Origin of the sequence: Azospirillum sp. SYSU D00513 (assembly GCF_017356015.1) — a bacterium.
Taxonomy (GTDB): Bacteria; Pseudomonadota; Alphaproteobacteria; order Azospirillales; family Azospirillaceae; genus Azospirillum.
This window is the reverse complement of record NZ_JAFIQV010000029.1, coordinates 1-14,943: the sequence shown is the minus strand read 5'-3', so window position 1 is coordinate 14,943 and position 14,943 is coordinate 1. Positions and strand designations below refer to the sequence as shown.

Below are 14,943 nucleotides of genomic sequence, written 5' to 3'. Positions count from 1 at the left end.
GCACCCGAACGCCGAACCATAAAGAACAGGGATGAAACGCATGAAGCAGACGACCACGACGCGCAAGCCGCCCATGAAGCGGCCCCTGAAACGGCCCATCAAACGGCCGGCCCTTGCCGCCGGCCTGCTGGCCGGACTCTCGCTCGCCGCCGCGACCGGCACCGCGCAGGCGCAGCTCAGCAACGACAGCGTGAAGATCGGCGTGCTGACCGACATGTCCGGCACCTATTCCGCCATCGGCGGCCAGGGCGCCATCGAGGCGGCGCGGCTGGCGATCGAGGATTTCGGCGGCAAGGTCAATGGCAAGCCCATCGAGCTGGTCTTCGCCGACCACCAGAACAAGCCGGACATCGGCTCGGCCGTCGCCCGCCGCTGGATCGACAACGAGGGGGTGGACGTCATCATCGACATGGTCACCTCCTCGGTCGGACTCGCCGTCCAGCAACTCGCCGGCGAACGCGGTGTCGTCACCATCAACAACGGCTCCGGCACCACCGCGCTGACCGGGCCGAACTGCACCCCCACCGGCATCCACTGGGCCTACGACAATTACGCCATGGCGCGGGGCACCGGGACCGAGGCGGTGAAGGCCGGCGGCAACACTTGGTACTTCCTGTCGGCCGACTACGCCTTCGGCCGCGACCTGGAGGCGACCACCTCGCAATTCGTGAAGGCCGGCGGCGGCCAGGTGGTCGGGTCGGCCCGCCACCCCTTCCCGAACAGCGACTTCTCCTCCTTCCTGCTGCAGGCGCAGGCGTCCGGCGCCAAGGTGATCGCGCTCGCCAACGCCGGCAACGACACCACCAACGCCATCAAGCAGGCGGCCGAGTTCGGCATCACCCGCGGCGGCCAGTCCATGGCGGCGCTGCTGGCCTTCATCTCCGACATCCACGCGCTCGGGCTGGAGACGGCGCAGGGGCTGATCCTGACGACCGGCTATTACTGGGACATGGACGAGCAGACCCGCGCCTTCGCCAAGCGCTACGCCCAGCGCATGAACGGCGCGATGCCGACCATGACGCAGGCCGGCGACTATTCGGGCGTGCTGCATTACCTGCGCGCGGTCGAGGCCGCCGGGACCGACAACGGCAAGGCCGTGGTCGCCAAGATGCGCGAGCTGCCGATCAAGGACTTCTTCGCCCGCAACGGCCGGCTGCGCGAGGACGGCCGCATGGTCCACGACATGTATCTGGTCCAGGTGAAGACCCCGGCGGAGAGCAAGGGCCCCTGGGACTACTACACCATCAAGGCGGTGATCCCGGCGGAGCAGGCCTACCGGCCGCTGTCGGAATCCGATTGCCCGCTGATGAAGAAGGGCTGACGAAAAAAGGCGGCCGGGAGCTTCCCCCGGCCGCCTTTCCTGCCACGCGCGGCGGAGCGGCCGCCGCCGCCCCGATCACGCCGCCAGCTCACATGACCGCGCTGGAGCAGTGTTCCCAGGCCTCGCCGTGCAGGCCGAAGAACTGCGCGACGCGCTTCTCGCCCTGCCGCTCGATCACCACGCGGAAGCGCTCGCCCGTGCAGGCGCCGGCGGTCTGCGTCTTGTAAGGCAGCGCCACGTTCTTGGCCTTCAGGCAGCCGTCGGACACCTTCGGGCCGCCGGTGCCGGCCTCGACCTTGTTGCCCTTCAGCGTCATGAAGTAGTTCGTCGCGTTGCCGCCCTGCACGTCGGCCTTGATCTCGACCCGGCCGGACTTGGTCGGCTTCAGCCCGGCATCCTGCACGCCGTCGGGCGCGCCCGGCAGAAGCGGACGGAAGGAAATCGCCTGACAGGCCGCCGGCTCCTTCGCCTGGGCGGGCGACACCGCCAGCGCCGCACCGGCCATCACCACAAACGCACACACACCCGCAACGCTCGCACGCATCGTAGAGTCCCCATCCATTGACGGCCCCAACCGGCCCGCCTCCCTTTTCCGCCCCCCTTCCCGCCGCCACAACGGACAAAGATGCGCGGCCCCAACTTGTCTCCGGCGGGGGTCGGGCAAGGGGGTCGGAGCCGTGTTTGGTCAACGGGCGGAGAGACACCTGGAGGAGATTGATACGCTTCAATCGGCCGCCCTCCCCTTCCGCCTGCCGCGTTGCCGTTTGGGCCGGGAGATCAGCTCGTCGGGGCTGCGGAATTCGGGTTCGGGAAATAGACCGCCGAACTCTTCGACGGCGTCGAGTACGAAGGCGATCCGGATGAGGGCGTCGAAGGCAATCTTGCCGGTCGCCTCGAAACGCCTCAACGACCAGATGTTGACGCTTGCCCGTTCCGAAAGCTCCGCTTGGGTCAGGCCTAAGCCCAACCTCCTGCTGCGCGCGCGTTCGGCCACGCCATGGGCGATATCACCGGGAGCCATCAGGCCAAATTGCAACATGTTCCGAATTACCCACCGGAAATGCACTTAACTTGGAATGTATTGCAATTAACATCGCCGTTGGAGGGGTCCCTATGGAGGTGGGTGAAACAAAGGGCGGTCAGGCGGCGAACAATGCATTCCCTGCCCTGGCACATTGGCACGGAGGCATCGGAACAGTCCCGCCTCGCAACAAGCCAGCCCCTAAACCGCTCTTCCAAGAAACAATCCGAATGGCCGCGTGATATTTTCGAGTCACGGAATTGTTTGATCATGTCCAGCAAAGCGTTACGATAGCCAACTATGCAGTTTTCGCGCTGCGCCCGGAATGATCAGTGGAACTGATCTTCTCTTCCGTATCGTTCTGCTTCCCCCGGCCCGGAGCCCTGCCCCGTCCGACCAGGATGCCGGCGGCGATCCCGGCCGGCGGGGCTGACAGGAGCTAGGACCAACTTGACCGTTCAGCCTGAACACACTGCGGCGGAGGTCCGCCGCAGCATTCTCGCCATCGTCGGTGCCTCGTCCGGCAACCTGGTGGAGTGGTATGACTTCTATGTCTACTCGTTTTGCGCGATCTACTTCGCGCCGTCCTTCTTCCCCTCCGGCGATCCGACGACCCAGCTGCTGAACACGGCGGGCGTCTTCGCGGCGGGCTTCCTGATGCGCCCGATCGGCGGCTGGCTGTTCGGCCGCATCGCCGACAAGTACGGCCGCCGCGCCTCCATGATGATCTCCGTTTTGATGATGTGCGGCGGGTCGCTGGTGATCGCCTGCCTGCCGACCTACGAGAGCATCGGAGCGCTGGCCCCGCTTCTGCTTCTGCTCGCCCGGCTCGCCCAGGGCCTGTCGGTCGGCGGCGAGTACGGCACCAGCGCCACCTACATGAGCGAGGTGGCCCTGCGCGGCCGGCGCGGCTTCTTCGCCTCCTTCCAGTACGTCACGCTGATCGGCGGGCAGCTCGTGGCGCTGTTCGTACTGGTGATCCTCCAGCAGACCTTGTCGAACGAACAGCTGCACGACTGGGGCTGGCGCGTTCCCTTCTTCATCGGCGCGCTGGCGGCGGTGATCGCGCTGTTCCTGCGCAGCTCGCTGGAGGAGACCTCGACCGCCGAGACCCGCAAGAGCAAGGACGCCGGCACGCTGAGCGGCCTGCTGAAGCACAAATGGGCCTTCCTGACCGTGGTCGGCTTCACGGCGGGCGGCTCGCTGACCTTCTACACCTTCACCACCTACATGCAGAAATACCTGGTCAACAGCGCGGGCATGGACGCCAGGACGGCCAGTTCGGTGATGACAGGGGCGCTGTTCGTCTACATGGTGCTGCAGCCGCTGTTCGGCGCCCTGTCGGACCGGATCGGGCGGCGCACCTCGATGATCCTGTTCGGCGCGCTCGCCACGCTCTGCACGGTGCCGATCCTGCACGGGCTGCGCGACGTGACGAGCCCCTACGCGGCCTTCGGGCTGATCATCCTGGCGCTCGCCATCGTCAGCTTCTACACCTCCATCAGCGGCCTCATCAAAGCCGAGATGTTCCCGCCGGAGGTGCGCGCGCTGGGCGTCGGCCTGTCCTACGCCGTGGCGAACGCCCTGTTCGGCGGCACCGCCGAATATGTGGCGCTCTGGCTGAAGTCGGTCGGCCTGGAGGAGAGCTTCTTCTGGTACGTCACGGTGCTGGCCGCCATCAGCCTGCTGGTGTCGATCCGCATGCCGGACCCCCGGCGGTCGGGCTACCTGCGCGATCACGGCTGAGGGATTCCTCGACACCGTGGCCGAAGGGGCGGAGGAGATTCCGCCCCTTCTCCTTTGCCGTCACGCCTCCTGCCCGGCCAGCGCCTCGGCGGCGAGGCGCGCCACCGCCGGATAGTCGGTCTTGCCCGTCCCAAGCAGCGGAATGGCGGGAACGCGCAGGATATCGCGGGGGATGGCGATCTCCGGGGCACCCTTGGCGCGGGCGGCGGCCACCAGCGCGTCGCGCGTCAGTGCCGCGCCGGTGGTGACCAGGACGATGCGCTCGCCGCGCCTGGGGTCGGGCAGCGCCACCGCCGCGTGCGGGGCATCCGGGTCGGCGAGGACCGCCATCTCCTCCACGAGACCCAGCGGGATCATTTCCCCCGCCACCTTGGCGAAGCGCTTGACCCGGCCGACGATGCGCAGGAAGCCGTCGGCGTCGATGTCCACGATGTCGCCGGTGTCGTGCCAGCCGCCGTCGGGCGGGTGGATCTCGCCCGGCCGGTCGGCGTGCAGGTAGCCCTTCATGACGTTGGGCCCGCGCACCCGCAGCCGCCCGCCCACCGGCACGCCCGGCACCGGCGTCAGCTCCGCTTCCATCCCCGGCAGGAGCTGGCCGACGCTGCCCGGCCGGAAGCGGGCCGGCGTGTTCACGGCGATGACGGGCGAGGTCTCGGTCGTGCCGTAGCCCTCCAGCACATGCACGCGCAGCCGGTCGGCGTAGAGGCGGCGCGTCTCCTCCTGGAGCCGCTCGGCCCCGGCGAAGGCCATGCGCACGGAGCGGAAATCATAGGGGTCCGCCGAGCGTGCCCAGGCGTTCAGGAAGAAGTCCGTGCCGAACAGGATCGTCGCGTTGGTCTGGTAGATCAGCTCAGGGATCAGCCGGACATGGCGCGGGTTCGGGTAGAGCACCGTCTTCACCCCGTTCAGCACCGGAAGCAGCAGCCCGCCGGTCAGCCCGAAGGAATGGAAGACCGGCAGGCAGTTGAACACCGTGTCCTGCCGGGTGAAATCCACGACGGACGCGATCTGCGCCATGTTGGCGAGCAGGTTGTCGTGGGTCAGCGCCACACCCTTGGGCGGCCCCTCCGAGCCGGAGGTGAAGAGGATGGCCGCCACGTCCTCGCGCTTTCCCTGCGGCGGCAGGAACCACTCCGGCGACAGCATCGCGGCGAGGCCGCGCAGCTTGTCGGAGAGGCCGAGCCCTTGCCGGACATCCTCCAGATAGACGATGGAGTGGTCGGCGGACAGGGTGTCGACCAGCGGGCCGAGCCGGCCCTTCTCCACGAACTGGGCGGAGGTGACGATCCTGCGCACGCCCGCCGCGCGGCAGGCCGCCATGAGGGAGTCCGGCCCGGCGGTGAAGTTCAGCATGGCCGCCGGCCGGCCGTGCGCGGCAAGCCCGAAGAAGACGGCCGCCGTCGGCGACGCTGTCGGCAGCAGCACGCCCACCGCCTCGCCTGGGGCCGTGCCCTGCGTCAGGATGCGGCCGAGCACGAGCGACCGCGCGGTCAGCGCCCGGTAGGACAGCGTCGTGAAGTCGCCGTCCTGCACCGCGGCGGCACCCTTGCCCGTGCTGCGCCCGGCTTCCAGCAGGGCGAGCGCCAGGGTTTCCGGCCGCTGCCGGGCGGCGAAGACCGTCTCCGTCATGACGCGCGACAGCCAGCTCTTCAGCGCGGCGCGCCGCTTCTTGCCGATCAGCCCGCCCAGTTCGGGTGTGGCGACCGGAGGCATGACGGTGATGACGATGCGCGGGAACAGGCCGAGCCGCAGCCGGCCGTGCATGCGCGACAGCAGCGAGCGCTGCGCCCCCTCGATGCAGACGGGCACCACCGGGCAGCGCGCCTTGTCGGCCAGCATGCCGGGGCCGCCGTTGATCTTCATGAGGGAGCCGGTGACCGTGATCCGCCCCTCGGGGAAGATGCAGATCTTCTCGCCCTCGGCCAGCGTGCGGGCCAGGACGCGGGTGCCCAGCGGGTTGGTCGGGTCGATGGTCACATGGTCGGCCAGCGCCAGGAAGGGCTTTACCAATGGGTTGCGGGCGATGAAGCTGTCCACCGCGAAACGCATCCCCGGTAGGAAGGCGGCGAGCAGCGCGCCGTCCAGGAAGGACTGGTGGTTCGGCGTGACGACGGCCGCCCCCTCCAGCCCTTGCAGATGCTCGGCTCCGCGCAGCTCGACCCGGAAGGCGAGCCGGAAGACGCCGCGGAACAGCGCCTGCCCCATCGCCTTGGCCTCGATCGACAGCGCAAGGAGCACGGCGACCAGCATGCTGGCACCACCCCAGGCGGCGACGGCAAGCGGCGACAGGCCGAGCATCAGCATCAGGGTCGCGAGCGCCGAACCCACCACCATGAAGAGCGCGTTGATCATGTTCGCCGCCGCGATGACGCGGGCGCGCGCCGAGACCTCCGCCCGGTGCTGGATGAGGGCGTAGAGCGGGACCGCGAAGGCGCCGCCCGCCGCGGCGATCACGAACAAATCGAGCAGCAGCGGCAGCGCCCAGGGCTCGGCCAGCAGCATCATGGGCGACAGGGGTTCGAGGCTGGGGGACGAGGGCGTCAGGAACGGCAGGGCGGCACCCGCGAGCGCGGCGACCAGCCCGGCGACCGCCGCCCGGCGCGCGTCGGCGACCGACGGCGTGCGGTGCCCCATGCCGGCGGCGATGGAGCCGACGGCCACGCCGACCGCGAAGACCGCGAGCAGCATCGTGGCGCCGTTGCTGTCCGTGCCCAGGCTGCCCCGCGCGATGGCCGGGAACTGCGCCATCACCACCGCGCCGACGCCCCAGAAGACGGAGATGCCGTATATCGCCCGCATCGAGGCGCGGTCATGGGCGACCGAGCGCAGCACCCTCAAGGTCGCCGACACCGGGTTGAGCCCGACCCGGACGGACGGGTCGGCGTTGCCCGCGCGCGGAATCAGCAGCGAGGCGAGCAGCCCGAACACCGCCGAGGCGCCGAGCAGGGCCGGCACCGCCCAAGGATCGGCCAGCGCCAGCGACCCGCCAGCGATGGTGCCCAGCAGGATGGCGACGAAGGTGCCGGCCTCCACCAGCCCGTTAGCGGCGGGAAGCCGGTCCGCCGCCAGCAGGTCGGGCAGCAGCCCGTACTTGACCGGCCCGAACACCGTCGAATGGGCGCCCATGCCGACGAGCACGGCGATCAGCAGGGTCAGGTTGGCGCCGAGGATGGCGTAGGAAGCCACGGCCATCAGCCCGATCTCCGCCACCTTCACGGCGCGGGCCACCAGCGTGCGGTCGAAACGGTCGGCCATCTGCCCGGCCGTGGCCGAGAGGATCAGGAAGGGGAGCGTGAAGGCGCCCGCCGCCAGGGTGGAGATCAGCGCTCCATCCGAGCCGTCGCCCTCGGACAGGCCGCCACCGGAAACGCCATAGACCGCCAGCACCGCGATGGCGCCGCGCAGCACGTTGTCGCCGAAGGCGCCGAGGAACTGGGTCAGGAACAGCGGCAGGAAACGCCGCGAGGCGAGAAGGGCCAGCTGGCTCATCGGATCAGGCTCCCTTTCTGGCGATGCCGCCGAGGACCGCGTCGGCGACGGTGCCCGCCAGCTCGGCGAGCGGGATGGTCTGGCGCCCGTAGACGTGCGACTGCACCGTCATCACGATGGCGCCGATCACCACATGGGCGAGCGCCGTCGCGTCGGCGCCGACGATGCTTCCCTCCCGGATGCCCTCGGCGGCGATGGCGCAGATCACGTCCACCGGTGTCTCCTGTCCCTCGGGAACGAGCGGCAGCGCGTCGTGTTGGACCAGGAGAAGGAAGCGCGCGCGGTCGGGTGCGGCCTCGACCATGCGGAAGGACTCCTCGACGATCCGCCGCAGCCGGTCCGGCGCTGGCCCATTGCCGGCCGCCTCCCGCAGGGCCTCCGACAGGGCGGTGTATTCGCGGGCGAAGAGGTGTGCTGCGAGATCCTCCTTGCCGGGCCAGTGCCGGTAGAGGGCTCCCTCCGACACGCCGGCGGTCCGGGCGATGTCCTTGATCGTCGTGGCCCGCACGCCCTTCTGGGCGAACAGGGCGAGCGCTGCGTCCCGCACCCTGTGAAAAACATCCGTCGACATTGCGCACCAGACGTAAGTGAGTATTCACTCACAACATGGAGCAGGCAGGCCTGCCCCGCAATAGGCCTTTGGGCAGGGGCGGCATTCAGCGCTCGTGAGACCAGATGTTGCAGCCGCATCCGGCATGACGCGCAGCCGGTTGCGCCAGCCCTCCCGAGAACCACACGCCGACGCGGTCCGGGGTCACTTCCCCTCTCACCGGGCGTTGCAATTTCCGGTAACCCATGCGCGCCTCTTTCGAGCCATTGGCTCCAGGCTCGCACAATCAGCGATACCCCCGAGGGGGCTTTGGCCGATGTCACGCATTTAATGCAACTTCTCCGGGCTTTAAGATCAAACCGGGGAATGGGGCGGAAATGGCGAATTTTGTCGGGAGCAGCGGAGCCGATACGTTAACGGGCACAGCGGATCGGGATTACATTGCCGGTGAGGGTGGAAACGACACCATCGACGCGCGCGGCGGCGACGATTACCTCGTCGGCGGCGCCGGTTCCGACACCTTCGTGTTCCGGGCCAACGAGGGTTGGGACTACATCGACGGCTTCACCGCCGGTTCCGGTGGCGACGTGCTGGACTTGCGGGCAATCACCGCCTTCACCAGCTTCCAGGCCTTCCTGGCGGCGACCACACAGGAGGGCGCCGACACCGTCGTCACCTTCGGTCCGACCGGTTCGGTGAAGCTCGCAGGCGTGCAGCGCACCGCGCTGACCGAGGCCAACGTCCTCCTTTCCGGTTCTGGTTCGGGCACGGATGGCGGTACCGGCGGCGATACGGGGGGCAGCACGGGCGGGACGCTGAGCATCAGCGCGGCCGCGGCGAGCCTTGCCGAGGGCAACGGCGGTGGCGGCACCCTCTACCAGTTCACGGTGACGCGCACCGGCGACCTCTCGGCCACCTCCTCGGTCGCCTGGACGGTGGCCGGCAGTGGTGGTGCCGCCGCGACCGCGGCGGACTTCACCGGCAACACGCTGCCGCAGGGTACGCTGACCTTTGCCGCCGGCCAGGCCACCGCGACGATCTCCGTCCCCGTTCTCGCCGACACGGTTCAGGAGACGGACGAGGGCTTCTCGGTGACGCTGGCGAACCCGAGCGCCGGCTGGACGATCGCCACCGCCGCTGCGGCCGGCACGATCGCCAACGACGACACCGTCAGTGGCGGGACCGGCGGTGACGGTACCGGTGGAACGCCGGGGCAGCTCTTCACCGGGACCAGCGCGCGCGACGCGATCTACGGCACCGCCAACAACGACACCATCGACGCGCGCGGCGGCGACGATTACCTCGTCGGCGGTGCCGGTTCCGACACCTTCGTGTTCCGGGCGAACGAAGGCTGGGACTACATCGACGGCTTCACCGCCGGTTCCGGTGGCGACGTGCTGGATCTGCGGGCGATCACCGCCTTCACCAGCTTCCAGGCCTTCCTGGCGGCCACCACCCAGGAGGGCGCCGACGCGGTCGTCACCTTCAGCCCGACGAGTGCGGTGAAACTCGCAGGCGTGCAGCGCACCGCCCTGACCGAAGCCAACGTTCTCCTCTCCAGCACCGGCACGGGTGGCGGCACCGGCGGGACGGGCGGGACGGGCGGCACGCTGAGTATCGGCCCGGCCACGGTGAGCCTCGCCGAGGGCAACGGTGGCGGTGGCACCCTCTACCAGTTCACGGTCACGCGCACCGGCGACCTCTCGGCCGCCTCCTCGGTCACCTGGACGGTGGCGGGCAGCGGCGCTGCGGCCGCGACCGGCGCCGACTTCACCGGCAACACGCTGCCACAGAGCACGCTGACCTTTGCCGCCGGGCAGGCCACCGCGACGATCTCCGTCCCCATTCTGGCCGACACGGTCCAGGAGACGGACGAGGGCTTCTCGGTGACGCTGACGAACCCGAGCGCTGGCTGGACCATCGCCACCGCCGCTGCGGCCGGCACGATCGCCAACGACGACACTGTCAGCGGCGGGACCGGGGGCGGGACCGGCGGCGGCACCGGGGGCACGCCGGGGCAGTTGTTCACCGGGACCAGCGCGCGCGACGCGATCTTTGGAACCGCCAACAACGACACCATCGACGCGCGCGGCGGCGACGATTACCTCGTCGGCGCCGGTTCCGACACCTTCGTGTTCCGGGCGAACGAAGGCTGGGACTACATCGACGGCTTCACCGCCGGTTCCGGTGGCGACGTGCTGGACCTGCGGGCGGTCATCGCCTTCACCAGCTTCCAGGCTTTCCTGGCGGCCACCACGCAGGAGGGCGCCGACGCGGTCGTCACCTTCGGCCCGACGAGTGCGGTGAAACTCGCAGGCGTGCAGCGCACCGCCCTGACCGAGGCCAACGTCCTCCTCCCCGGTTCCGGCACGGGCGCTGGCACCGGCGGTGGAACGGACGGCGGCGCCGGTGGCTCCACCCCCCGGACCTACACTGGAACGCCCGGTGACGACACGATTTGGGCCGCGTCCGGCGGCAACGTCATTTCCGGTCTTGGCGGCAACGACATCCTCGGCGGCAACACCGCGTCGGACACGATCTCCGGCGGGGCCGGCAACGACACGCTTTACGCCGGCGACGACACGGCACCGGACACGCTGTCCGGCGGCATCGGCAACGACGTCTACTGGGTGAACGGCCCCGAGGACGTCATCACCGAAGCCGCCGGCGAGGGCGTGGACCTGGTGATCGCCAGGACGTCCTGGACGCTCGGGGCGAACCTGGAGAACCTCACCTTGCAGGAGGTCGGGGCCGCCTCGAACGGCTTCGCGACCGGCAACGGGCTGGCGAACATCATCGAAGGAAATTCCGGCGGCAATGAGATCCGCGGCGGCGGCGGAAACGACCTGCTCGACGGCCGGGCCGGCGCCGACCAAATCCATGGCGAGGCTGGGGACGACACGCTCGTCGCCGGCGCCGACACCCTTGCCGACAGCCTTCATGGTGGAACGGGGAACGACACCTATTACGTGAACAGTCCGGACGACACCGTTGTGGAGAACGCCAACGAGGGCGTGGACACCGTCATCGTTTCCGGTTCGTGGGACGCCGGCATGGCCACGAACATCGAGCGGATCGTCCTGGATGAGGCCGCTGCGGCACGGAACGGCTCGCTGACCGGCGGCATGGTTTCCATGGAGCTGGTCGGCAACTCAGGCAACAACGTCATCGGTGGAGGCCTGGGCAACGAAACCATCCGTGGAGGCGGTGGCGACGACACGCTCAGCGGCGGCCGAGGGGCCGACACGATCTATGGCGACGCCGGTGACGACCAGATCACCTTTTCGAACGACGGTGCCTCCTTTGCCTACGGCGGCACCGGAAACGATCTGTTCCGCGCGGCCTGGAGCGGCAATCACCTCGGCGGTTCGTTCAGCGCGACGGTCGGCGACTTCGTCCTCGGGCAGGACAGGCTTTCCATTCCCTGGAGCTTCACGGGCATCGAAGACGTCAACGGCAACGCGGTCCTGAGTTTCGTGGAGACCCCGGGCGCCCCGATGACGGGTGTCGGGCGGCTGACGCTGACCGGCCTGACGGCCGAGGCCGTGACGGCGTGGGTTCGCCAGAACGGCAATGACTGGGCCGCCTTTACCGGCGACGCGTCCGGTGGCCGCGTGATCCACGGCACGGACGCCGGCGATACGCTCACCGGAGGCACCGGCAACGACGTCCTCGACGGCCGGGGCGGAGCCGACGCCCTCAACGGGATGGCCGGCGACGACACGTTGCGCGCGGGAACCGACAGCGCGGCGGACACCCTCATCGGGGGAACCGGCAACGACACCTACTACGTCACGTCCGGCGACAGCATCATCGAGAACGCCGGCGAGGGCACCGACACGGCCTATGTATCCGGGCCCTGGGACAACGCCGCCGCCTACGGCGTCGAACGCGTGATCCTCACCGACACTGTTTCTTCCCTGAACAACGGCTCCCTCACGGGCAACTATTCCGACGAGGAGCTGGTCGGCAATGGGGGCGACAACCTCATCGACGGCAACTTCGGCAACGACGCGCTCCGCGGCGGTTCCGGCGACGACACGCTGACCGGTGGCCGGGGAACGGACACGCTGTACGGCGACGCGGGCAACGATGACCTGACGCTCTCCAGCGACGGTGTCGGGGTGGCTTACGGGGGGACCGGAGCGGACGTCTTCCGCACGCTCTGGAGCGGCATGCATTTCGGTGCCTCCTACCGCTCCGTCATCAATGATTTTCAACTGGGCACCGACCGGCTCGACGCGCAATGGACCTTCACCGGCATCCGGGACGAGGACGGGAGCGCCGTGCTGAGCTTCGCGTCCTCGCCTGGAGCCCCGGTCAGCGACACCGGCCAGATCACCCTGACCGGACTGTCGGCCGCGGCCGTGACGGCCTGGGTGGCGCAGAGCGGCGGGGGCTGGGCCGCCTTCACCGGGGCCACCGCGGCCGTCGACCAGCCGATCACCGGCACCGAGGGCAGCGACCGCCTGACCGGCACGGCCGGCAACGACCGGATCGAGGGCCAGGGCGGCGCCGACATCATCGACGGCTTGGCCGGCGACGACACGCTGATCGGCGGGACCGGCGCCGACACGCTGGCCGGCGGATTCGGAAACGACCTGATGTTGGCGGGAGCCATTGGCTCCGGTGAAACCGCGGAGGCCCAAAGCGACGTCCTGAGAGGCGGCGACGGGAACGACCGTTACCTCATCGCCACGCAGCGGAGCGCATCCGCTGTCGTCTTCGACGGTGGGGCCGGCCTGGACGCGCTCGAACTGTCGTCGGACGCCATTTCGCTCCCGGGCGGTGGTTCGGTGGCCGCGGAGGGGAGCATCGACATCAGCGCGATGACGCTGACCGGAGTCGAGGAATTGCGCCTCACCGGCGCGCAGCCGCACACCGTCACCCTGACCGCCGAGCAAGCGGCATCCTTCTCAGCGATTTCGGGGAAAGCCGGCGATCTTCTCCGGATCGTCGGGGACTATGACCCAAATCAACTGAATCTCCAGGGTGGCGTCACCGTTCAACAGGCCAGTGGGCTTCCTGCCTTCGGAAACAGGCATGTCGAATATGTCATGAACGCCGACCATGGTTACGGCATGATCGTGAGTTTCGACCTGGATTTCGACGGCACGGAGTTCACTGTTCAGTCACGCATACATTTCACCGGCAATGAACCCGCCAGCAATCTGCTGACTTGGGAGCATGGCATTGAACGTGTCTGGAATGACAAGTACAGCCTGTCCGATGGAACGAACGCCTACGACATCAAGGTTGACGTCATGTTCGTGGGTGTCGGGGAAGCTTCGGCCGCGGACTATAACGTCGCCGTGCACAACAGCAATGGGAGGACAAATGTCCACAACTGGTACACCAGGGATTATGGCGGGTGGGGATCGAACTACCTGGATGAGATCGCCGCTCATGAATATGGGCACATGATTGGAGCCTTCGACGAGTACCCTGGCGGCGGCACTCGTGATGAACACACCACAACCGGCACCATCATGTCCGACAACACGGAAGTCGTCCTTCCCTATTATTTCGAAGCGGTGGAACGCTATGCGGAGCTGTTCAGCGGGCGAAACCTCGACGTCGTGGCCGACACGTCGAGTTCGCGTGGGCGGATGAACGGCACATTCGCCAGCGACGTCATCCAGGGCAGCGGCAATCTTGATCACATTGACGGAGGAGACGGGCAGGACACCGTGTTCGGCGGCGCCGGAAATGATGTGATCTATTCCGGGTACAATGGCTTTTACATAAACCCGCCCGGGGCAGTGGGTTATGATATCCACGCCGATTATCTTTATGGCGGGAATGGCGATGATGTTTACTTCGTGAATGGAAATGAGGACAGGGTAATCGAGGAGGCCACTGGCGGAATCGATACAGTCGTCTCCAACCTGTCTTGGGACAACACCCAATCCGAAAATGTAGAGGTCGTCTATCTCGATGAACGGGGCCAGTTCCACAACGGCTCGATCCAAGGCGCTTCTTGGGATGAACGGCTTATCGGGAACTCCGGCAACAACCAGATCCAAGGGAATGCGGGCAACGACACGCTGTCCGGCGGAGAAAATGCGGACTTCCTGAGTGGAGGCATGGGCAACGACAGCCTGATTGCGGGTCCGGATCACGGCGACACGCTGACCGGCGGCGATGGGCAGGACGTCTTCCTCATCAATGGACGCCAAACGAACAGCACGACCGAGATATACCGCGATACGATCACCGACTTCCAATTTGGCGACGATTTGAAAATTGGCGGAGATTGGGTGTATTACCAGTACCGGCAGGTGGCGAGCGATTACAGTCCGGGCGGAGCTGAAACGGAAATCCATTTCTATGCGAACGGCGATCCGTGGTCCGATTCCCTGATCCTCACGCTGGATGGCGTTTCCGGAGACAGCTTGGCGAGAAGGGTTGGTTCTTCTGGCGGCTGGAGCGCTTTCCTGGCCTGATCGGGGGCGCAAGAACCGTGTGGTCGAACCATGGCCGGGCCGGGTTGTTGGGCAGAGGCCGGTTTGAAGCATCAAGGGGTTCTGTTGCAAAGCTTCGCTCTGCCACGAAAGTCAGCCCCGGCGAGGTTGGCAACCACCTGTTCTATATGGGCGTCAATGAAAGCGTGAGGAACAGCCTGCCTGGCTCGCCGGCCAGGCAGGCTGTTCCGTATCAAGCGCCCTGGGACTATCCGGAATTTCGTGCTCGGCAGGGGTATGCTGAGAACGGAAGGAGCCCCCTTTGGCACGACGCAAAGAACCGATCATCCCCGATGCGATCCTCGACCAGCTGCTGGCCGGGGCGGACGCCAAGACGGCGTTTGATCAGAAC

At 67.7% G+C, this 14,943-nt stretch carries 7 protein-coding genes; 3 read left to right on the top strand and 4 right to left on the bottom strand.

Features of this window, described 5'->3' with window-relative positions; translation table 11 throughout:
• Positions 1 to 40 precede the first annotated feature (40 nt).
• Positions 41 to 1,321: an ABC transporter substrate-binding protein gene (locus tag JUB11_RS20570; RefSeq protein WP_247887206.1), complete on the top strand. Its 1,281-nt coding sequence runs from the start codon at positions 41 to 43 to the stop codon at positions 1,319 to 1,321.
• Between the two features lie 88 nt (positions 1,322 to 1,409).
• On the opposite strand, the gene JUB11_RS20565 is transcribed toward JUB11_RS20570, so the two are convergent.
• Positions 1,410 to 1,865, bottom strand: a complete 456-nt coding sequence (locus JUB11_RS20565) for a hypothetical protein (protein ID WP_247887205.1) — start codon at positions 1,863 to 1,865, stop codon at positions 1,410 to 1,412.
• Between the two features lie 180 nt (positions 1,866 to 2,045).
• Positions 2,046 to 2,360, bottom strand: coding sequence for a helix-turn-helix transcriptional regulator (locus JUB11_RS20560; protein ID WP_207460453.1), 315 nt, complete (start codon positions 2,358 to 2,360; stop codon positions 2,046 to 2,048).
• A gap of 432 nt (positions 2,361 to 2,792) precedes the next feature.
• On the opposite strand from JUB11_RS20560, the gene JUB11_RS20555 reads away from it, so the two are divergent.
• Positions 2,793 to 4,088 carry an MFS family transporter gene (locus tag JUB11_RS20555; RefSeq protein ID WP_207460452.1) on the top strand — a complete coding sequence of 432 codons (1,296 nt, stop codon included), beginning with the start codon at positions 2,793 to 2,795 and terminating at the stop codon, positions 4,086 to 4,088.
• Positions 4,089 to 4,148: 60 nt separating this feature from the next.
• Here the strand turns inward: JUB11_RS20555 and JUB11_RS20550 are convergent, their stop codons facing one another.
• Entirely contained in the window at positions 4,149 to 7,577 is a 3,429-nt protein-coding gene (locus JUB11_RS20550; protein ID WP_207460451.1) for an acyl-[ACP]--phospholipid O-acyltransferase, read from the bottom strand.
• 4 nt (positions 7,578 to 7,581) lie between these two features.
• Positions 7,582 to 8,124: a TetR/AcrR family transcriptional regulator gene (locus tag JUB11_RS20545; protein WP_348771476.1), complete on the bottom strand. Its 543-nt coding sequence runs from the start codon at positions 8,122 to 8,124 to the stop codon at positions 7,582 to 7,584.
• A gap of 380 nt (positions 8,125 to 8,504) precedes the next feature.
• Between JUB11_RS20545 and JUB11_RS33235 the strand changes: the two genes are divergently transcribed.
• Positions 8,505 to 14,573 carry a Calx-beta domain-containing protein gene (locus JUB11_RS33235; protein WP_207460449.1) on the top strand — a complete coding sequence of 2,023 codons (6,069 nt, stop codon included), beginning with the start codon at positions 8,505 to 8,507 and terminating at the stop codon, positions 14,571 to 14,573.
• Positions 14,574 to 14,943 lie beyond the last annotated feature (370 nt).

Excerpts from the sequence above, each read along its gene's own strand:
- JUB11_RS20570 (WP_247887206.1), top strand. The coding sequence starts at position 41 with ATGAAGCAGACGACCACGACGCGCAAGCCGCCCATGAAGCGGCCCCTG.
- JUB11_RS20565 (WP_247887205.1), bottom strand. The coding sequence starts at position 1,865 with ATGCGTGCGAGCGTTGCGGGTGTGTGTGCGTTTGTGGTGATGGCCGGT.
- JUB11_RS20560 (WP_207460453.1), bottom strand. The coding sequence starts at position 2,360 with ATGTTGCAATTTGGCCTGATGGCTCCCGGTGATATCGCCCATGGCGTG.
- JUB11_RS20550 (WP_207460451.1), bottom strand. The coding sequence starts at position 7,577 with ATGAGCCAGCTGGCCCTTCTCGCCTCGCGGCGTTTCCTGCCGCTGTTC.
- JUB11_RS33235 (WP_207460449.1), top strand. The coding sequence starts at position 8,505 with ATGGCGAATTTTGTCGGGAGCAGCGGAGCCGATACGTTAACGGGCACA.